Raw genomic sequence first — 19948 nt, 5'->3', positions numbered from 1 at the left:
GCCACCCCCCCCCCCCCCCCCCCACACCGACACCGGCCCCCCGGGGCCCCCGACGGGGGTGAGCGGTGGGCGAGAGCAGCGAGGTCCCGGCGCTGCGCCGCGGGCTCGCGGTGCTGAGCCTGCTGGCGACGCGGCCCGGCCCGGTCACCGCGGCGGCGATCGCCCGGGAAGCCGGGCTCCCCCGCTCGACCACGTACCACCTGCTCAGCGAGCTGGAAGCGGCCGGGTTCGTCGTGCACCTGCCCGCGGAACGCCGCTACGGCCTGGGCATCGCCGCCTTCGAGCTGGGCTCGGCCTACCTGCGCCACGACCCCCTGGAGCGCTTGGCCGGGCCGCTGCTGCGCAAGCTCGTCGACCGCGTCGGGCACACCGCCCACCTCGGCGTCCTGCACGGCAACGAGTCGCTGTACCTGATCAAGGAACGCCCGGCCCGGCCGGAGACGCTGGTGACGGAGGTCGGCGTCCGGCTGCCGGCGCAGCTGACGGCGTCCGGCCGGGCGGTGCTGCGGCACCTGCCTGCCCCGCACGTCCGCGCGCTCTTCCCGGCGGCGTCGGCGTTCGTGCTCCGCACCGGCCGCGGCCCGCGCACGCTGGCCGAGCTGCGCCGCACCCTCACCGCGGAACGCCGGCTCGGCTGGTCGGTCGAGGACGGCCACGTCACGGCCGGCTTCGCGTCGGTGGCCTGCCCGGTCTTCGACCACGGCGCCCGCCCGCTGGCAGCGATCAGCGTCACGGTGCGCCACCACTGCGCGGCGGAGCCGTGCGCGGAGACGTGGCCGGACCTGGCCGCGGAAGTCGCGGCGACGGCGGCCGAGCTGACCACCCGGATCGGCGGCCACCCGGCCTGACGCGCTGCTGCGAACGGGGCAACTGTCACCGAACGACTCGATTCCACTCCGCTCGGTGATTACCTTGACTGAACAGCGGTTTCGAGGGGCGCCACATGGATGACGCACGCGTGACGAAAGTCGGATTCGGCGCGGTGCTCGCCGTCGCCGAATTCCGGGCGATGTGGACCGCCGAGCTGCTGTCCGTCTGCGGTGACCAGCTCGCCAGGGTCGCGCTCGCCGTCCTCGTCTTCCAGCGCACGTCCTCGGCCGCGCTGACCGGCCTGACCTACGCCCTGACGTATGTGCCTTCGCTGTTCGGCGGCATCCTGCTCGCCGGCGCGGGCGACCGGTGGCCGCGGCGGGACGTGATGGTCGCGGCCGACCTGTCCCGGGCCGCGCTGGTCGCGGTCATCGCGATCCCCGGCGTCCCGCTGTGGGTGCTGTGCGTGCTCGTCGCGGTGATGACGGCGCTCGGCGGGCCGTTCAAGGCGGCACAGCAGGCGCTGCTGCCGTCGGTTCTCGAAGGCGAGCGGTACCTCGTCGGGATGGCCCTGCGGAACGTGACGAACCAGGGCGCGCAGCTGGCCGGGTTCGGCGGGGGCGGGGCGCTGATCGCCGCGCTCGCGCCGTCCGCGGCACTGGCGCTCGACGCGGCGACGTTCCTGCTCTCGGCGGTGTTCCTGGTCACCGGCGTCCGGCGGCGGGCGGCGGTCGCGCAGGCCGTCCGGCCGGCCTGGCTGTCCACGACCGGCGCGGGCATCCGGCTGATCTGGCGCGATCCGGCGCTGCGGACGCTGGTGGCGCTCAACTGGCTGGCCGGGTTCTACGTCGTGCCGGAAGCACTGGCCGCACCGTACGCGGCCGGGATCGGGGCGGGCGCGACGCTGGTGGGGCTGCTCATGGCGGCGGACCCGGCGGGCAGCGTGGTCGGCGGGTTCGTGTTCGGCAAGGCGGTGCCGGAGCACGTCCAGGTGGGGGTGCTCGGGCTGCTCGGGATCGCGGCCGGGCTGCCGCTGGTGCTGTTCCTGTTCCGGCCGGGGCTGGTGGTGTCACTGGCGCTGCTGGCGGCGTCCGGGCTGCTGGCCACCGGGTACAACATCCAGGGCACGGTGTCGTTCATGCGGCGGGTGCCGGACGAGCACCGCGCGCAGTGCGCCGGCGTGAATTCGACGGGGCTGATCACCGTGCAGGGGGTCGGCGCGGCCGCGGCGGGCGGGCTGGCCGAGGTGTTGGGCCCGGCCCACACCATCGCCGCGGCCGGGGCGGCGGGTGCCGCGCTGGCCGTGCCGATCGCGAGGGCGTGGCGCCGGGTCAGGCTGGAGGATCGATGACCTCAGTTGTCGCGTCCGCACATGGTGCGCCTCCCTTCACCACCTCGGGCCGGACCGGCTCTGTCACCGGCCGGACACCATGAGTATGCGGACCGGGCCCGGGATCCCGCGCAGTGTGCCGCGTTTTCGTGACGTGGTCGTGGCTCCCCGGCACTGGGCGCTCTGGCGCCAGGGTCCGCGGGTGATCGTTTTCTGCCTGGCGAGCGAGGTCGTGGCGGTGGTGCTGACGCTGCGTCCGTCCCCGATCGCGGTGGACCGCCGCACGCTGCTGATCCTCGCGGTGCTGCTGGTCCTCGGGGTGGTGCAGTCGGAGACGGGCCGGCGCGTGGAGCGGATCCGCCGCCGGGTGTCGGGGACCCCGCACATCAACATGACGTCGGTGTGGACGTTCGCCGGCGTCCTGCTCCTGCCGCCGCTGCTGCTGGCGGTCCTGGTCGGCGGCTTGTACGCGCACCTGGCGATCCGCAGCTGGTACCGCCTGCAGCGGGTCCCGGCGTCACGCACGGTCAGCAACGCGGCGATCATCGTGCTCTCGTGCTACGCGGCCCAGTCGGTGCTGCGCGTGGCCGGCGTCGGCGACATCCGGGCGGCGATGGCCCACAGCTGGACCGGAACGTTCGCGATCGCGGCCGCGGGCGTGACGTTCTTCGCGGTGAACGCCCTGCTGGTGCTCCCGGCGCGCCGGGAGATCGGCCGGACGCCGGAGGCCCTGTTCGGGACGTGGTCGGACAACGGCCTGGAGGTGGCGACGCTGTGCCTGGGTGCGCTGAACGCCCTGGCCCTGGCGACGTTGCCGGGCCTGGTGGTGCTGGTGTTCCCGCCGTTGCTGCTGTTGCACCGGACGGTGCTGGTGAAGCAGCTGGAGGTGGCGGCCCACCGCGACGAGAAGACGGGTCTGTACAACACGAGCGGCTGGCACGCGCTGGCGGAGCGGACGTTGGCGGCCGCAGCACGCCAGCGGGGCACGTTCGGCTTGCTGATGCTGGACTTGGACCACTTCAAGCAGGTGAACGACACCTACGGTCATCTGGCGGGTGACGCGGTGCTGAAGGCGGTGGCCCAGTCGATCATCTCGGCGGTCCGCGGCCGCGGCGACGCGGTGGGCCGGTTCGGCGGCGAAGAGTTCGTGGTGCTGCTGCCGGGGATCGCCCCGCCGGACGTCGGCGCGGTGGCGGAGCGGATCCGCCGGGCGATCAGCGCGTTGCAGGTTCCGATGGGCCAGTTGTCGATCACGGGCCTGTCGGTATCGATCGGCATCGCGGTGTACCCGACAGCAGGCGCGTCGCTACAGCGCCTGCTGGACGCGGCGGACACCGCGCTCTACCACGCGAAGGCGACGGGCCGGAACAAGGTGGTCCACGTAGCGGACCTGGTGTGACGGATCAGGCGGTGCGCTGCCGCCGCCCGGCGTCGAGCCCGAGCATGGCCAGCAGTTCGGCGCAGTCGTGAACATCGGAGGAGTGACCGGCAACGGTGAGCACGGCGCGATCGTTCTGTTCGCCCAGCCGCACCGCCTCTTCAGCCCGGATAACACCCATCCGGCTGTCTTCATCATTGGCAAGCGAGCTGCCACTACGCCGGGCCCAGGTCATCTGGCCACCTACTTCCGACTCCACGGGTGCGGAGCCATGGTCGGACCCCAAGCATGACATTGACACGAATTTCACCCACAAGTGCCCCCCACCACGCCCCCAGAACACCCAGCCAACCCCAGGCCGGCTCCCACCCACCAGAGCCCCACGAACAAGGACCACCCCAGGTCGACCGCCCCCAGACCAGCCCGTCCGGAGCGACCAGGCCAGCCAGGCCAGGCGTCAGGCGGGCCGACGGCCGGCCAGCCGACGAGATCAGTTTCGACCCCACCAGCCCCCAGCCCCCCAAGACCCACCCCACAAAGGCGACCACCCGGGGGTCCAGGGGGGCGAAGCCCGCCCTGGCGGGGGCCTGGGGGTCCGACCCCCAGAAAAACACCCGAGAACGAGAGAAGGCCCAGCCCCGAAGGGGCGTGGGCCTTCTCGCAGTGGAGGTGCCGGGAATTGAACCCGGGTCCTCTGGCGTATCAACAGGACTTCTCCGTGCGCAGTCCGCTACGTCTCTGCTTGGCTCCCTCAATCACGCGAACAAGCTGAGGTGACGAGCCCAGCCACTGTTTGCTTCACGACTGTTCCCCGTGGCCGGGACAGTCGCTGAGCCTCCTAGCTGATGCCGGTACCCGGGCCGGAGGCGAACCCGGGCCGACAGAGTCGCACTCGCTCAGGCGGCGAGGGCGAACTCGCGCTGACTGGAGTCGGCGCTTATTTGGTTGCGATGACGCTTACGGTGGTCTCTCGCCTGCACCGGCACGCTTCTCCTGAATCAACGTCCAAAGTCGAAACCGTTCACCCCCTTGTCGGGACACAACCCACTCATCATACCGCCCCCCGCCACCGCTTTGGTCCGGGTGGGGTGGGGCCAGCCCTACCGGCGGGATGCCCGCTCGCACCATGTCGCCGATCTTGGCGGGAGGTGATGCTGGTCAGGTGTCGTGGGATGAAGGGAGCGCCGTCATGGTGAGCGAGAGGCGGGATCCGCCGTTCGGTGGTTCGGTGGTGTTCTTGCTGATGAACCTGCCGCTGGGGGTGGTGGCGTTCGCGTTGCTGACGGCGTTCGTCTCGGCGGGGGTGGGGACGGCGGTGGTGTGGGTGGGAGTCGGCCTGCTCGGGCTGGTGGTGCTGGCCGGGCGGGGGGCCGCGCGGCTGGAGCGGGCGCGGGTCTACGCGCTGCTGGACCGGTACGTGGATCTGCCTTATCTGCCGCTGCCGGCCGGCAAGCAGGGCGCGCGGTGGAAGGCGCGGCTGAAGGATCCGTCGACGTGGCGGGACCTGGCTTACTTCGCGCTCCTCTTTCCGGTGGGGCTGGTCGAGTTCGTGCTGGTCACGGCGTTCTGGGCGACGAGCCTGGCGCTCGTGGGGCTGCCGGTCTACTTCCGGTGGCTGCCGGCCGGCGAGTACCGCTTCCCGGCTGGGGAGGTGCCGTGGCTGACCGTGGGTTCGACGGTGGAGGCGCTACCGTGGGCGGCGCTGGGGGTGTTGTTCGTCGCGTTGTCGGTGGCGTTGACCAAGGCGCTGGCGGGGACGCACGCCCGGCTGGCGTACGCACTGCTGGGGCCGACGGTGGCGCAGCGCCGCCGGATGGAGCGCTGGTGGGAAGACGCGGACGAGAAGAACCTGGTGGCGGGATGACCGAGGCGCAACAGCTGGAACACCCGCGGCCGCAGCCGGCTCGCACCATCCTCTACATGATCGTCAGCTTCGTCTTCCGGCTCCTGCAGTTCGTGCTGATCGTGGTCGGCATCGCGGTGGGGGTGTCGACGGCGGTGATCTGGGTCGGGTTCCCGATCCTGCTGGCGACGACGAGTTTCGTCCGCTGGTCCGGCGACCGCGAGCGGAGCTGGCTGGGGACGATGCTGCGGGTGCCCCTGCCGCCGGTGCAGCGGCGGCCGTACGAAGAGGGGCAGCCGCTGCTGCGGCGGTGGATGGTCCGGCTGAGCGACCCGACGACGTGGCGGGACCTGGCCTACCTGGTGGCGGCGTTCCCGCTGGCGTGCGCGGAGCTGCTGATCGCGCTGTCGTCGATCGTGCTGCTGCCGATGGCGATCTGGGTGACGCCGTGGCTGGGCTGGTTGCACGGGGAGCTGGCGATCGCGTTGCTCGGGCAGGATCGCACGAAGCGGCTGGAACAGAAGGCCGAGCGGTTGCAGGCGTCGCGGGCCCGGGGGGTCGACGCGGCGGAGGCCGAACGCCGTCGCATCGAGCGCGATCTGCACGACGGCGCGCAGCAGCGGCTGGTGGCCGTCGCGATGAGCCTGGGGCGCGCGAAGTCGAAGTTCGACCACGATCCGCAGGCGGTGCGGGACCTGATCGACGAGGCACACGCGGACGCGAAGCTCGCCGTGTCGGAGCTGCGGGATCTGGCGCGCGGCATTTATCCGGCCGTGCTCGGTGACCGCGGGCTGGACGCCGCGTTGTCGGCGCAGGCGGCGAAGTCGCCGATCCCGGTGGACGTCACGGTGGACGTCGACCCGCGGCCGCCGGCCGCGGTGGAGACGACGGCGTACTTCATCGTCGGCGAGACGCTGACGAACATCGCGAAACACTCCGGAGCGACCGAAGCGGGCGTGCGGGTGTGGCGGACCGACGACCACGTCGTCGTCGAGATCACCGACAACGGTCACGGAGGCGCCGAGGTGCGTCCCGGCGGCGGGCTGGCGGGCCTGGCCGACCGCGCCGCGACGATCGACGGCGTGATCACCGTGGTCAGTCCGGTGGGCGGGCCGACCGTGATCCGCGCCGACCTCCCCTGCCAGTGGTGAATAGGCTGGACCCCGTTCATCCACGAGCTTGGGGGCCGGATGCGGGTTGTCATCGCCGAGGACGCTGTGCTGCTGCGGGCCGGGGTGACCCGGCTGCTCGCCGACGAGGGCATCGAGACGGTCGCGGCCGTCGACAACGGGGACGACCTGCTCGGTGCGGTCCAGGAACATCGTCCTGACCTGGCGATCGTCGACGTGCGGATGCCGCCGACGTTCACCGACGAGGGACTGCGCGCGGCCCTGGCGGCGCGCAAGGAGATCCCGGGGCTGCCGGTGCTGGTGCTGTCGCAGTACGTCGAGGAGTCGTACGCCGTGGAGCTGCTGTCGGGCGGCGCCGGCGGGGTCGGCTACCTGCTGAAGGAGCGCGTGGCGGACGTCGCGGACTTCCTGGACGCGGTCCGTCGCGTGGCGGGCGGCGGCACGGCGATCGACCCGGACGTGATCGCCCAGCTGATGGCCCGCGGCCGCCGCAACCCGCTGGACGCGCTGACCGCCCGCGAGTCCGAGGTTCTCGGCCTGATGGCCCAGGGCCTGTCGAACACCGCGATCGCCAACTCTCTGGTGGTTTCGCACGGCGCGGTGGAGAAGCACATCGGCAACATCTTCTCGAAGCTCGGTCTGGAAGCGAGCGCGGAGGAGCACCGCCGCGTCCGGGCGGTGCTGACCTACCTCGGTCGCTGACAATCGACGGCGAGTGACCAAAATCGCCGTACGGTGGACATAGCGTCACCCGTTCCGCGGGCGGCACCCCCGTGATCGCTCACCTACCATGAGCGGACCTGCCGTCGAGAGGAGCGCGCAGATGTCCGAGGAGATCCGCTGCGTCCGCTTCTTCGGCGGCCCGCTCGACGGCCGCGTCCAGGAGCTCGGGGACGCCGAGCCGGTACCCGGCACCGTCATCCGGCACATCCACCTGCACGGCGGCCCGAAGATCGAGACCCGCTACGAGCTCGGCCTCACCGAGACGGGCTGGGAGTACCGCCTCGCGGCCACGCAGCACGAACCGGAGCCGGACGGCCTGAGGTAGGGAGAACCCCCGGGTCCGAGTGGGGTCAACCGGACCACGGACAGGCCGGTCAGCACCGCTGTTTTCCCAGGTCGAAGCGGCCAGGCTGAACGGCATGCAGATCAGCCAGGTGCCCGCGAGCCGGGACAGGTTCCTCGACGTCGTCCGGGCGGGGGCCATTCTCGCCGTCATCGCCCAGCACTGGACCATGCCGGTGCTGTCCTACTCCGACGGGCACCTCGCGACCGGCAACGCGCTGGCGACGCCGGGCTGGTGGGTCGTCACCTGGCTCAGCCAGGTCATGCCGCTCGTCTTCTTCGCCGGCGGCGCGGCGAACCTGATCTCCTTCCGCCGCGCCGGATCGACGCGGCAGTGGCTCGCCGGGCGCATCAAGCGGCTGGTGGCGCCGGTGCTGCCGCTGATGGCGGTCTGGCTGATCGTGCCGGACTTCCTGCGCGGCCTCGGCGTGCCGCCACAGCCGTTGCAGGTCGCCGGTGCGATCGCCGCGCAGCTGCTGTGGTTCCTCGCGGTGTACCTGCTCGTCGTGCTGCTCACCCCGCTCATGGTCACCGCGCACCGCCGCTGGGGCCTGAAGGTACCGCTGGTCATGGCCGTGGCGGGGGTGCTCGTCGACGTCGCCCGCTTCAACGACTTCGGCTACGTCGGCTACGCCAACGCCGTGTTCGTCTGGGTCGCGGTGCACCAGCTGGGCTTCCACTACGTCGAAGGCCGGCTCGGTTCGCTGACCCGCCGCGCCGCGCTGACGCTGTCGGCGGCCGGCTTCGGCGTCACGGCGCTGATGGTCGCGTTCGGGCCGTACCCGGCCGGCATGATCGGCATGCCGGGCGCGCCGGTGTCGAACATGAGCCCGCCGACCGTGCTGCTCGCCTTCCTGGCCGTCGGCCAGATCGGCCTGCTGCTCGCCTTCCGCCCGCAGCTCAACGCGCTCGCCGCGCGTCCCGGCGTCGGCGACGCCCTCGGCTGGCTCGGCGCGCGGTTCATGAGCGTCTACCTCTGGCACATGCCGGCGCTGGTCGTGGTGACGGGCGTGACGGTGTACGGGCTCGGCTACGAGACCCCCGCGCCGGGCACGGTGTTCTGGCTGGTGATGGCGCCCGCGTGGTTCGCGGTCTGCGGGCTGGTACTGCTGGGTCTGCTCCGGCTGTTCGCGCACTTCGAGGTGCAGCGCGGCACCGGTGAACTCACCGCCAAGACGCCGCAGCTCGTCGTGGCCGGCCTGCTGGCCTCCGGCGGTCTGCTCGGCCTGGCCGCGCACGGCTTCGCGCCGCTGTCGGACGGCATCGCGCACGGCCCGGTGCCGTGGGTGGTCCTCGCGACGGCCGGGTTCCTCCTGGCGGGCAAGCAGATCCCGGTCACCGTGCTCAGCACGCGGTCCCTGGGCCGTGCGGTCGCCGTGAGCGAGCGGGCGCTGCTCAAGCGGTGAGCAGCCGCAGCGGGGTGTCGTGCAGGACCGCCCGCAGGAACGGCTCGCCCAGGCGATCGTCGGCGGCCGCCCAGCCGGCGATCGCCTGCAGCTGCGTCGCGTACGAGTACGGGATGTTCGGGAAGTCCGTGCCGAGCACGACCCGGTCGGCGAACCCGGCCAGGCGCGCGGTCCAGTCGGGCGGCAGCGGGGACATCGCCTCGGCGAACGGCACCCCGACCATCGTGGTGTCCAGGTGCACCCGCGGGTACCTGGCCAGCAGGTCGAAGGCCGCCTCGAACTCCGGCATGGCGGCGTGCGCGAGCACCGCCGTCAGCTGCGGGTGCCGCGCCAGGACCTCCTCGAAGACCCGCAACCCGGTGAAGTCGCCCCGCAACGGACCGTGTCCACAGTGGACGACGACCGGGACACCGGCGTCGGCCAGCGCACCCCACACCGGCTTCAGCAGGTCGTCACGCGGGTCGTACGCGCCCACCTGCACGTGCGCCTTGAACACCCGGGCGCCGGCGCGCAGCGCACCGTCCACAGCGGACCCGGCGCCGGGCTCCGGGTAGAACGTGCCGGTCGGCACCGCGTCCGGGACGCGCCCGGCGAACTCCAGCGCCCAGTCCGTCAGCCACTGCGCCATCCCCGGCTTGTGCGGGTAGACCAGCGGCGCGAACCGCGTCACGCCGAGCGAACGCAGCGTGGCCAGCCGGTCCTCTTCGGACGTCCGGTAGAACACCGGCCACTCGGTGCCGTAGTGCACCGCAGCCTGGTCGAAGTACGCCCAGACCTTGTCCATCACCGGCTTCGGCAGGAAGTGGACGTGCAGGTCGACCAGGCCGGGCAGGCCCAGCGACGCTGTCCACCGCGCGACGTCACCGTCGTCCGCCGGGCCGGGCGTCACTCCGTGAACCGGCCCTTCAGCGCGCGGCCCATGGCCTTCCTGATGTCCCGGTCCGCGTCGCGCTTGGCCAGCGTCTGCCGCTTGTCGTAGGCCTTCTTGCCCTGCGCCAGGGCGATTTCGACCTTGACCTTGCCGTCCTTGAAGTACATCGACAACGGCACCAGCGAGAGCCCGCTCTCCTTGGTCTTGCCGATGAGCTTCTCGATCTCCCGCCGGTGCAGCAGCAGCTTCCGGGTGCGCCGCGGCATGTGGTTGGTCCACGTGCCCTGCGTGTACTCCGGGATGTGCACGTTGCGCAGCCAGACCTCGCCGTCGTCGACCGTCGCGAACGCGTCCGCCAGCGACGCCTTGCCCTCGCGCAGGCTCTTGACCTCGGTGCCGACGAGCACGAGACCGCACTCGTAGGTGTCGAGGATGGAGTAATCGTGCCGCGCCTTGCGGTTCGACACGATCACCTTCTGGCCACGTTCCTTGGGCATACGACCACTCTACGTGATTTCGGGGGCTGCCAGCAGCCGGTTAACCTAGTGCCGGACGTACAGGCGCAGCGTGACGTAACCGGTGATGGCGGAGATCACCACGGACACCCCGAGCAGGATCGGCGCGACCGGGAACAGCAGTTCCAGCATGGTGATCTTCGGGAAGACGTCGCCGGTGAACACCGCGTCGAGGAAGCTCGCCTTGGTGAGGGCCAGCATGATGATGCCGAGGACCGCACCGACCACGCCGGCGACCACCGCCTCCAGGAGGAACGGCAGCTGCGTGTACCACCGCGTCGCGCCGACCAGCCGCATGATGCCGACCTCGGTGCGGCGGGTGAACGCGGACACCTGGATCGTGTTGGCGATCAGCAGCAGCGCGGCGATGGCCATGATGAGCGCGGCGCCGAAGGCCATGTTGCGGACGCCGTTGAAGGCGTTGAAGACGCGGTCGAGGAACTTCTTCTGGTCGTCGACCTTCCGCACGCCCGGCTTGTTCGCGTACTCCTGCACGATCGCGTCACTGCGGTCCGGGTCCTTCAGCTTCACGTGCAGCGACGCGGGCAGCGACTCGGGACCGGTGAGCGCGATCAGCTCCGGCTGGCTCTCGAAGATCTTCTTGAACCGGTCGAAGGCCTGGTCGCGGTTCTCGAACACGACCGACTCGACACCGTTGTTGCTCTGCAACGAGGTCCGCAGCGTCTGGCACAGCGACTGGGTGCAGTTCTTGTCGGCCGCGCTGATGTCGTCGGTGAGGTAGACCGAAACCTCGACGTCGGCGAGGAAGTTGGACTTCATCTTGTCGATCGTCCGCACGGCGAGGAGGCCACCGCCGAGCATGGCGAGCGAGACGGCCGTGGTCAGCATCATCGCGATGGTCATCGTGACGTTCCGGCGCAGGCCGGTGACTACCTCACTGAAGACGAAACTGGCGCGCATGGCGGGTGCAGGTCCTTGGGGTCGGGGGCGTTGCGGGGCTGCGTCGTTACGGGCTGCGTCGCTACGGGATCGGCGGTCAGCGACCGATGCCGTAGACGCCGCGGGCGTCGTCGCGGATCACCCGGCCGAGCTGCAGCTCGACGACTCGGCGCCGCATGGAGTCCACGATGGAGTGATCGTGGGTCGCCATCAGGACGGTCGTGCCGGTGCGGTTGATCCGCTCCAGCAGCAGCATGATGTCCTGGCTGGTGTCGGGGTCCAGGTTCCCGGTCGGTTCGTCGGCGAGCAGCACCAGCGGCCGGTTCACGAACGCGCGCGCGATCGCGACGCGCTGCTGCTCACCACCGGAGAGCTCGTTGGGCAGCCGGTCCGCCTTGCCGTCGAGGCCGACGAGCTCCAGCACCTCGGGGACGACCTTCTTGATGGTCGGGCCCGGCTTGCCGATGACCTCGAGGGCGAACGCGACGTTCTCCGCGACGGTCTTGTTCGCCAGCAGGCGGAAGTCCTGGAAGACGCAGCCGATGGTCTGCCGCAGGCGGGGGACGCGGCGGCGGGCCAGCTTGGCGACGTCGAAGTTGGACACCATCACGCGGCCCTTGCTGGGCACCTCTTCGCGCAGCAGGAGGCGGAGGAAGGTCGACTTCCCCGATCCCGAGGGACCGATGAGGAAGACGAACTCACCCTTGGCGATGTCGACGGACACCCGCTCGAGCGCGGGCCGCGTCGAGGTCTTGTAGACCTTGGAAACCTCTTCGAGCCGGATCACGATTCGGCATACTACCCACCGGTCTCGTGAAGCCCCGGTTGCCCGGTCCACCCGGGTGGAGCAGCGGGCATTCGCGAACGGTGAGCGGTCGTGCGAACACCCGCTGCGCCCGGCTTACGCCGTCTGCTTCCGCCAGCGGATGCCGGCGTCGAGGAAGCCGTCGATGTCGCCGTCCAGCACCGCGCTCGGGTTGCCGACCTCGAAGTCGGTCCGCAGGTCCTTGACCATCTGGTACGGGTGCAGCACGTAGGAGCGCATCTGGTTGCCCCAGCTGGAGCCGCCGTCCTTGAGCGCGTCCATCTCGGCGCGCTCCTCCTCCTTCTTGCGCAGCATCAGCCGGGCCTGGAGGACCTTCAGCGCGGCCGCCTTGTTCTGCAGCTGCGACTTCTCGTTCTGACAGGAAACGACGATGCCGGTCGGCAGGTGGGTGATGCGCACCGCGGAGTCGGTCGTGTTGACGCTCTGGCCGCCGGGGCCCGACGAGCGGTAGACGTCGACGCGGATGTCCTTTTCCGCGATGTCGACGTGGTCGACCTCTTCGACCTCGGGCAGCACCTCGACGTGCGCGAACGACGTCTGGCGGCGGCCCTGGTTGTCGAACGGCGAGATCCGGACGAGCCGGTGGGTGCCCTGCTCGACCGAGAGGGTGCCGTAGACGTAGGGGGCGGTCACCGTGAACGTCGCCGACTTGATGCCCGCCTCTTCGGCGTAGGAGATGTCGTAGACGTCGGTCGGGTAACCGTGCCGCTCGGCCCAGCGCATGTACATGCGGAGCAGCATCTCGGCGAAGTCGGCCGCGTCGACGCCGCCGGCCTCGGCGCGGATGGTGACGACGGCGTTGCGGGCGTCGTACTCGCCGGAGAGCAGGGTGCGGACCTCGAGGCCGTCGATGGCCTTGCCGAGGTCGGCGAGCTCGCTCTCGGCCTCGGCCATGCTGCCGGAGTCGCCCTCGTCCTGGGCGAGCTCGTACAGCACGCCGAGGTCGTCGAGCCGCTGACGCAGCTCGTTGATCCGGCGCAGCTCACTCTGCCGGTGGGACAGCTGGCTGGTGACCTTCTGCGCCGCCTCCGGATCGTCCCAGAGGTTGGGGCTCGAAGCCTGCGTCTCCAGGTCGGCCACCTGGGCACGCAGCGCATCCAGGTCCATCACCGACTCGATCTGCGTCAGCTTGCCGGTCAGGTCCCTCAGTGCCGCGTCGAACTCATCACTCACGTTTGTCAAGGTTACGGCAAAACCCACGACCGGTTGCGGGGACCGGTCGTGGGCGCGCGAACCTCAGGCCGCGGGGATGGCGTCGAGCAGCTTCAGTGCGGCCTTGGCCTGGGCCTGGGCGAATTCGGCGACGGCCTTTTCGTAGGGCCCCTCGGCCGCCTTGGTGGCCGCTTTGGCGTCGTCGAGCTGCTGGCTGTAGCTGGTCCGGGCCGACTCGAGCAGCACCTGGCGCTGCTTCGCGGTCAGCGACCCCGCGTGCACGAGCCGCAGGATGAGCGGGCTGCGCAGGTGGTCGGGGCCGGCTTCGGACGTCAGCCAGGCCTTGAAGGCCTTCTTGCCGGCGGCGGTGATCAGGTACTGCTGGCTGGAGCGCGGGCCCTGCTTGCCGAGCCGGACGAGACCTTCTTTGGACAGCGCCGGGAGCTCCCGGTACACCTGGCTGCGGGTGACGCTGAAGAAGGCGCCGAATCGCTCACCCGCTCCCGCGACGAGCTGTCCGCCGGTGGCGGGACCGTCGTGGAGCAGACCGAGCAGGGCGGCGGCTGTTGCATTCAATTCGGACACGCCCCCTAGATTCCCACTTATCGGCCGCTGTGTCCACAGTGGTCAGGGTATCTGTCCATTGTGGCTAGTGAGATCCCCTCGTTCGGCCCAATGCAGCCAGGTCCACTGTGGACCTGGATACGCTCCGCAACCGTTCCGAGCGGACTTTGGTCCAACCAGACGCACAAAACCCGCCCGGACAACCGCTCCCCGGGCCCGATTCCCCGACTTGCCACACCCCCGGACACGCACGGCAACCACCTGCCCCCACGTGCACCCAACGCCCACATGGCGAGATCCGTAGCAAAAGGGGACGACGACGGGGGATCCAAGGGGGCTGAGCCCCGCTTGGCGGAGGTTTGGGGGTCCGACCCCCAAGAATGCGAAAGAGGCCTATGTTCGCATATTCTGCGAACATAGGCCTCTGCCTCTGTAGCGGGGACAGGATTTGAACCTGCGACCTCTGGGTTATGAGCCCAGCGAGCTACCGAGCTGCTCCACCCCGCGCCGTTGTGGTACTTGAATAGATTACATGGGGTCGCGAACGGCTTTACACCGGGGTCCCGAAACCTCCTGACCTGGCCTTACTCCGTCTCGAGCCACTGACGGGCTCCACTGAGGACCATGGACAGGCCGTCCTCGAACCGCGCGCCGGCGTCGCCGAGCACCGCTTCGCCGGCCGCCTCGCGGTAGCGCTCGTCGAATTCGCCCGGCATGGGCCGGACGGCCTGCTCCTCGATCACGTAGCCGATGACGAAGCAGTAGACGGTGAACGTCGCCCGGCTCGCCCGCCCCTCGTCCAGTCCGGCCTCGACGCTCCGGCGCAGCGGGTGCTCGCCGACCAGGTCCGGGTCGGCGAGGTAGGTCCCGGCGAAGACCTTTCCGCCGTCGCGGTAGGCGAGCATCATCCGGCGCAGCGCGCGGGCGCCGTGCGCGACGCCCTCCCACTCCCCCAGCTGCGGCGGCGGTTGCCGGTCCGCCGCGGAATCGCGGTACATCTGCGTCGCCATCTCGTCCAGCAGTTCCTGTTTGTTCTTCAGGTGCCAGTAGAGCGCGGGTGCCTTGACGCCGAGGTCGGCGGCGATCAGCCGGAGCGTGAGGCCGTTGAGCCCGACCTCGTTGAGCAGCTTCAGTCCGGATCTCGCGATGTCATGCCTGGTCAGGGCCATTTTCTGCAGTCTCCTCGGGGTACCGGCTTGACAGTTTAACGATGTTAAGGGCATCCTCGGAACCGGTCAATTTAACGTTGTTAAGGAGCTGGGGATGGACGAGCTGACCGCGGAGGTGGTCGTGGCCGGGGCGGGGCCGACCGGGCTGATGCTGGCGAACGAGCTGGCACTGGCCGGAGTGGACGTTCTGGTGCTCGAGCGGATGCACGAGCGAACGGGATTGTCGAAGGCGCTGAACCTGCAGCCGCGGACGGCGGAGATGCTGGATCTGCGGGGTTTGCTGGGGCGCGCGCAGGACCGCTCGTTCGCGACTGTCGCGGACGGACACTTCGCGGTGATCCCGGTGAGCTACGCCGGCTGGGACACCCGGTATCCGTACCAGCTCGGCATCCCGCAGGCGGAGGTCGAAGCGGTGCTGGAGGAGCGCCTGGCGGAGCAGGGCGTGCACGTGCACCGCGGCCACGAGCTGAGAGGCTTCTCCCAAGACGCCGAGGGTGTCACGGTCACCGCCAGCGGTCTCCGGGTGCGGGCGGCGTACCTGGTGGGCTGCGACGGCGGCCGCAGCGTGGTGCGCAAGGCACTGAACATGTCGTTCGAGGGGATCGAGGGCCAGGGCCACGGCGTGTCGGCGGACGTGTTGCTCAAGGCGGCACCGCCGGGAGCGCCGTCGGAGTGGCGCTCGATGGGCGCCATGGTGACGTCGCAGAGCCCGGGCAAGTTCATCGGCGTGATCCCCCTGAAGGAGAAGAACCTGTACCGCCTGACTTTCGGCGACCGCCTGAACCGCCCGGACAACCTCCGCGCGAAGGTAGCGGACGAAGAAGTCCGCACGGCGGTGGCGGAACGCTTCGGCCCGGAGGCCGAGGTAGCGGAGATCCGCTGGTCATCTCGTTTCTCGGACGACAGCCGCTTGGCGGCGAGCTACCGCGTCAACCGGGTGTTCTTGGCCGGCGACGCAGCCCACACCCACTTCCCGGCCGGAGGCCAGGGCCTCAACTTGGGCATCCAGGACGCCATGAACTTGGGCTGGAAGCTGGCAGCCCACCTACACAACCAAGCCCCGACACGACTCTTGGACACGTACGAAGCAGAGCGCCACCCGGTAGCAAAGAGCGTCCTGAACAACATAGCGGCCCAGAACGCCCTGATCCCCACAACACCCAACCAACTGGCCTTGAGAGCCCTCTTCCGAGAACTGACAGAGCTACCAGAAGTCCAGAAGCACCTATCAGGCCTGATCTCAGGCCTGAACATCAAATACCCAACACCCCCACCCCCACCCCCAACGCCAACCCACCCAGCCGAAGGAGCCCGCCTCCCCGACTTCCCCCTACCAACCACGAACTACGCAAGCACGCTATTCCACAAAGGAAAGTTCGTCCTACTGACAAAAACCCCAACCCCAACCCCCCACTCAGAGGTAGTCGTAGCAGAGGTCCCCACCCTCCCCTGGCCGAACACAACAAAGGTCCTGGTCCGCCCAGACGGCTACGTAGCAAACACAACGGGCTCAGTAGAAGGCTGGCTGACCTGACACACAACCACGCCCCACGCGCCCACGCCCCACGCCCCACGCGCCCACGCGCAGGGGGGTCCAGGGGCGGCGAAGCCCCCTTGGCGGGGGTCTGGGGGTCCGACCCCCAGGACATGCGAAAGAGGCCCATGTTCGCGCTTTCCGCGAACATGGGCCTCCGCCTCTGTAGCGGGGACAGGATTTGAACCTGCGACCTCTGGGTTATGAGCCCAGCGAGCTACCGAGCTGCTCCACCCCGCGTCGTGGCACCTACCTTACGCCCTGGTTCGGATGGGGTGCAAAGCAGGTGCCGTTTGGTAAGCGAGGTCACCCTCCCGGCTGGGTGCTGGGCGGTGGTGTGCTGCTCCCGGGGGCCGCGGTCTTGGCTGCTTCGTAGGCCCTGGCTGCGGCGTCGAGGGCGGCGAGCGCGGCGCCCTGGTCGGCGAAGTTGCCGGATTGCTGGGCGGCTTTGAGCCGGGCGATGGCGGATTGGATGTCGGTGACGGCGCGGTCGAGGGCCGCGTTGCCGCCGCCGGTGTTGGCGGGTGGCGTGGTGGGGGTGGTGGGTGTCGTGGGGGTGGTCGGCGTGGTCGGTTGGCCGGCCTGGGGTGGCGTGGTGGTGGCTTCGCCGGTGCCGGGGCCGAAGATCTGGTCGAGCGCTTCCTGGAGGGTGGCGCCGTAGCCGACCTTGGGTCCGTAGGAGACGAGGACGCGGGCGAGCTGCGGGTAGCTGTTCTGGTTGCGCTGCCGGATGTAGACGGGTTCGACGTAGAGGAAACCGTCGGCGACCGGGAGGGTGATCAGGTTGCCGTAGATGGGGATGACGTTGGGGTTGTTGAAGAGGGTGCGGTCCTGGGCGACGCGGGGGTCGCTCTGGAAGCGGTTCTGGACTTGGACGGGTCCGTCGACCTGGGTGGCTCCGGTGGCCGCGCTGGGTAGCTGGAGGACGCGGATCTTCCCGTAGTCGGTGGCGTCGGACGACACGGTCATCCAGGACGCCAGGTATTGGCGTTGGAGGCCGGTGAGGGAGCTGGTCAGCTGGAACGTCGGTTTGTTCTGGCCCGGGGTGTCGGCGAGGACGTAGTAGCCGGGCTGGTTGGCGGCGCCGGCCGCGGCCGGGTTGGAGCCGCCTTCCGCGGTCGGGTCCTGGGGGACGCTCCAGAAGGCCTGCTGGGAGTAGAACTCCTGCGGGTTGCTGACGTGGTAGCGGGACAGGAGCTCGCGCTGGATCTTGAAGAGGTCTTCGGGGTAGCGGAAGTGGGACCGCAGGTCCGGGGAGATCTCGGCGCTGGGCTTCACGAGTCCGGGGAAGACCTTCTCCCAGGCGTTGAGGACCGGTTCCTTGTCGTCGATCGAGTACAGCGTGACGGTGCCGTTGAAGGCGTCGACGGTGGCCTTGACCGAGTTCCGGATGTAGTTGATGGAGCTGTTGGCCTGCCGGGCGACGCCGTTGAGGGAGTCGTTGGTGGCCGCGCCGAGCTGGGTCTGCTGGGCGTACGGGAAGTTGTTGAGCGTGGTGTAGCCGTCGACGATCCACTGGATCTTGCCGTCGACGACGGCCGGGTACGGGTCGCCGTCGAGGGTCAGCCACGGCGCGACCTTGCTGACGCGGTCGCGGGGGTCGCGGTTGTACATGATCTTCGAGTTGTCGCCGATGGCGTCGGAGAACAGGATGTTCCGTTCGCCGTACTCGGCGGCGAAGGCGAGGCGGTTGAACCAGTTGTCGATGGAGACGCCGCCGGTGCCCTTGTAGGTGTAGCGGTCGGTGGTGGTGTCGTACTCGCCGGGCGCGTTGCCGGAGGTGCCGCCGACGATGGCGTAGTCGGATTCCGCGGCGGAGAGCTCGCCGTAGTAGATGCGGGGTTCCTTGACCACGATGCCGGGCTGGCCGGTCCCTGACGAGCCGGCGCCCGACGGGTTCTGCGTGTCGCTGGTGGTGGCGATCGGGTAGCCGCCGTCGGAGTTGGCGTCCTTGACCGCGCGGTCGATCGTGTTGGCGGGCGCGGCGACGAAGCCGTTGCCGTGGGTGTAGACGAGGTGCTTGTTGATCCAGCTGGTCTGGTTGCCGGTCAGGCCCTCGGTCTTGATCTCCTTCGCGGCGACGATGTAGTCCTGGGTGACGCCGCCGACGGTGTAGCGGTCGATGTCCAGCTTGGCCGGGAAGCCGTAGAAGTTCTCGCGGCCGACGCGCTGGGTGAAGGTGTCGGAGAGGATGTTCGGGTCGAGCAGCCGGATGTTCGACATGGTCCCGGTGTCGGCCTTGAGCTGGTCCGGCGTGGCGTCCGACTTGCCGGCGTAGGGCTGGTACTGGACGTCGGTGAGGCCGTAGGCGCGGCGGGTGGCGTCCATGTTGCGCTGGATGGACGCCGCTTCCTTCTCGTTGGCGTTCGGCTTCACCGAGAACTGGTCGAGGACGGCGGGCCAGGCGACGCCGACGAGGATGCTGGACAGGATGAGCAGCACCAGCGCGATGGCCGGGAGCTGCAGGTTGCGCAGGAAGGCGCCGGCGAAGAACGCGACCGCGCAGATCACCGAGATGCACAGCAGGATCAGCTTGGCGGGCAGGACCGCGTTCAGGTCGGTGTAGGTGGCGCCGATGAACAGCGGGAACGCGCGGTCGGACAGCAGCAGGTTGTACCGGTCGAAGAAGTACTCGACCGCCTTCAGCAGCACGAAGAGCCCGACGGTGATGGCGAGCTGCGCGCGGGCCGGGCCGGCGAGCTGGCCGCCCTTGCCGGCCAGCCGGATGCCGCCGAAGACGTAGTGGGAGATCAGCGCGCCGAAGAAGGAGATGACGACGGTGATGAACAGCCAGCCCAGCAGCCAGTTGTAGAACGGCAGGTCGAAGGCGTAGAAGCCGACGTCGTTGCCGAATTCGGGGTCGGTCTGGCCGAACGAGGTGCCGTTGAGGAACAGCTGCACGACCTGCCAGTCGCCCTGGGCGGACAGGCCGGCGATGAGGCCGGTGAGCACCGGGATGCCGACGCCGAAGAGGCGGATGCGGGCGACGATCGCGGAGCGGTAGCGCGCCAGCGGGTCGTCGGCGCCGGAGATCGGCACGAACACCGGGCGGCTGCGGTAGGCGACCATCAGGCTGATCGCGAGCGCTCCGCCGACGAGCAGCCCGACGGCGAAGAACAGGATGAGCCGCGTGACCACCTGGGTGGTGAACACCGACCGCGCGCCGACCTCGCCGAACCACAGCCAGTCGACGTACGTGTCGAGGAGGCGGGCTCCGAGCAGCAGCGCCAGCACGATCACCGCGGCGATGATGAGGAGGATCCGGCTTCGCCGGGACAGCTTCGGCAGGCTCACCGGGGGCCGAGTGGCCACGGCACACGCTCCTGTCTTCGTCAACACTTGAGCAGGGGCGCGTGCGCCCCCTGATTCCCTAACTCTACGGATGCCGTGTGAAGTTCCCGGGACCCGCCCAAACCGGACTCGCGGCGGCTTCGCCCCGATCGACCTGACACGAT

18 protein-coding genes, 2 tRNA genes and 1 other RNA gene are annotated in these 19948 nt (G+C 69.7%); 9 read left to right on the top strand and 12 right to left on the bottom strand.

The features are described from left to right. Positions 1-65 precede the first annotated feature (65 nt). The 3 genes from AB0F15_RS36070 to AB0F15_RS36060 all read left to right on the top strand — a co-directional run bounded on the left by AB0F15_RS36070 (position 66) and on the right by AB0F15_RS36060 (position 3539). Positions 66-848 carry an IclR family transcriptional regulator gene (locus AB0F15_RS36070; RefSeq protein ID WP_360280583.1) on the top strand — a complete coding sequence of 261 codons (783 nt, stop codon included), beginning with the start codon at positions 66-68 and terminating at the stop codon, positions 846-848. Positions 849-943: 95 nt separating this feature from the next. Beyond that, the gene (locus AB0F15_RS36065) at positions 944-2161 is read left to right on the top strand and encodes an MFS transporter (RefSeq protein WP_360280580.1); all 1218 of its coding nucleotides are present in this window, start codon (positions 944-946) and stop codon (positions 2159-2161) included. A gap of 139 nt (positions 2162-2300) precedes the next feature. Next, positions 2301-3539 (top strand): GGDEF domain-containing protein, encoded by a 1239-nt coding sequence (locus AB0F15_RS36060; RefSeq protein ID WP_360280589.1) that lies wholly within the window; start codon positions 2301-2303, stop codon positions 3537-3539. A gap of 4 nt (positions 3540-3543) precedes the next feature. On the opposite strand, the gene AB0F15_RS36055 is transcribed toward AB0F15_RS36060, so the two are convergent. Both AB0F15_RS36055 and ssrA read right to left on the bottom strand, forming a co-directional pair. Further along, on the bottom strand, positions 3544-3753 hold the full coding sequence (locus tag AB0F15_RS36055) for a hypothetical protein (protein WP_143264264.1): 210 nt from the start codon (positions 3751-3753) through the stop codon (positions 3544-3546). Between the two features lie 426 nt (positions 3754-4179). Then, positions 4180-4547: a transfer-messenger RNA gene (ssrA, locus tag AB0F15_RS36050) on the bottom strand. Positions 4548-4707: 160 nt separating this feature from the next. Between ssrA and AB0F15_RS36045 the strand changes: the two genes are divergently transcribed. From AB0F15_RS36045 to AB0F15_RS36025, 5 genes are all read left to right on the top strand, one after another. Then, positions 4708-5382, top strand: coding sequence for a sensor domain-containing protein (locus AB0F15_RS36045; RefSeq protein WP_360280577.1), 675 nt, complete (start codon positions 4708-4710; stop codon positions 5380-5382). Further along, positions 5379-6512, top strand: a complete 1134-nt coding sequence (locus AB0F15_RS36040) for a sensor histidine kinase (RefSeq protein WP_360280575.1) — start codon at positions 5379-5381, stop codon at positions 6510-6512. Before AB0F15_RS36045 ends, AB0F15_RS36040 begins: the two co-directional genes overlap by 4 nt. Positions 6513-6551: 39 nt before the next feature. Further along, complete coding sequence (locus AB0F15_RS36035; protein WP_360280572.1) at positions 6552-7193, top strand: response regulator transcription factor; 642 nt, start codon at positions 6552-6554, stop codon at positions 7191-7193. Positions 7194-7314: 121 nt separating this feature from the next. Further along, positions 7315-7539: a hypothetical protein gene (locus AB0F15_RS36030; protein ID WP_360280569.1), complete on the top strand. Its 225-nt coding sequence runs from the start codon at positions 7315-7317 to the stop codon at positions 7537-7539. A gap of 94 nt (positions 7540-7633) precedes the next feature. Further along, positions 7634-8962: an acyltransferase gene (locus AB0F15_RS36025; protein WP_360280566.1), complete on the top strand. Its 1329-nt coding sequence runs from the start codon at positions 7634-7636 to the stop codon at positions 8960-8962. Here the strand turns inward: AB0F15_RS36025 and AB0F15_RS36020 are convergent. The 8 genes from AB0F15_RS36020 to AB0F15_RS35985 form a co-directional block, all read right to left on the bottom strand. Further along, positions 8952-9851, bottom strand: a complete 900-nt coding sequence (locus tag AB0F15_RS36020; RefSeq protein WP_360280563.1) for an amidohydrolase family protein — start codon at positions 9849-9851, stop codon at positions 8952-8954. The two genes, AB0F15_RS36025 and AB0F15_RS36020, sit on opposite strands and share 11 nt — an antisense overlap. After that, positions 9848-10330: an SsrA-binding protein SmpB gene (gene smpB, locus AB0F15_RS36015; RefSeq protein ID WP_013223156.1), complete on the bottom strand. Its 483-nt coding sequence runs from the start codon at positions 10328-10330 to the stop codon at positions 9848-9850. Before smpB ends, AB0F15_RS36020 begins: the two co-directional genes overlap by 4 nt. A 45-nt stretch (positions 10331-10375) precedes the next feature. Beyond that, the gene (gene ftsX, locus AB0F15_RS36010) at positions 10376-11269 is read right to left on the bottom strand and encodes a permease-like cell division protein FtsX (RefSeq protein ID WP_360280560.1); all 894 of its coding nucleotides are present in this window, start codon (positions 11267-11269) and stop codon (positions 10376-10378) included. 76 nt (positions 11270-11345) lie between these two features. Further along, on the bottom strand, positions 11346-12035 hold the full coding sequence (ftsE, locus tag AB0F15_RS36005) for a cell division ATP-binding protein FtsE (RefSeq protein ID WP_360280558.1): 690 nt from the start codon (positions 12033-12035) through the stop codon (positions 11346-11348). A gap of 114 nt (positions 12036-12149) precedes the next feature. Beyond that, positions 12150-13247 (bottom strand): peptide chain release factor 2, encoded by a 1098-nt coding sequence (gene prfB, locus AB0F15_RS36000; protein WP_360280555.1) that lies wholly within the window; start codon positions 13245-13247, stop codon positions 12150-12152. A gap of 63 nt (positions 13248-13310) precedes the next feature. Beyond that, complete coding sequence (locus tag AB0F15_RS35995) at positions 13311-13811, bottom strand: helix-turn-helix transcriptional regulator (RefSeq protein ID WP_360280552.1); 501 nt, start codon at positions 13809-13811, stop codon at positions 13311-13313. 412 nt (positions 13812-14223) lie between these two features. Continuing rightward, positions 14224-14297 (bottom strand) — tRNA-Met (locus AB0F15_RS35990). Between the two features lie 77 nt (positions 14298-14374). Continuing rightward, positions 14375-14959 carry a TetR/AcrR family transcriptional regulator C-terminal domain-containing protein gene (locus AB0F15_RS35985; RefSeq protein ID WP_360280550.1) on the bottom strand — a complete coding sequence of 195 codons (585 nt, stop codon included), beginning with the start codon at positions 14957-14959 and terminating at the stop codon, positions 14375-14377. Positions 14960-15053: 94 nt separating this feature from the next. Between AB0F15_RS35985 and AB0F15_RS35980 the strand changes: the two genes are divergently transcribed. Then, on the top strand, positions 15054-16493 hold the full coding sequence (locus tag AB0F15_RS35980; RefSeq protein ID WP_360280547.1) for an FAD-dependent monooxygenase: 1440 nt from the start codon (positions 15054-15056) through the stop codon (positions 16491-16493). Between the two features lie 166 nt (positions 16494-16659). Here AB0F15_RS35980 and AB0F15_RS35975 read toward each other — a convergent pair. Next, positions 16660-16733 (bottom strand) — tRNA-Met (locus AB0F15_RS35975). Positions 16734-16799: 66 nt separating this feature from the next. After that, the gene (locus AB0F15_RS35970) at positions 16800-19805 is read right to left on the bottom strand and encodes a UPF0182 family protein (protein ID WP_360280544.1); all 3006 of its coding nucleotides are present in this window, start codon (positions 19803-19805) and stop codon (positions 16800-16802) included. Positions 19806-19948 lie beyond the last annotated feature (143 nt).

This window comes from Amycolatopsis sp. NPDC026612 (assembly GCF_040638285.1).
GTDB lineage: Bacteria > Actinomycetota > Actinomycetes > Mycobacteriales > Pseudonocardiaceae > Amycolatopsis.
Note: the sequence above shows the minus strand (reverse complement) of the source record. Positions and strands in the feature narration are given on the sequence as shown.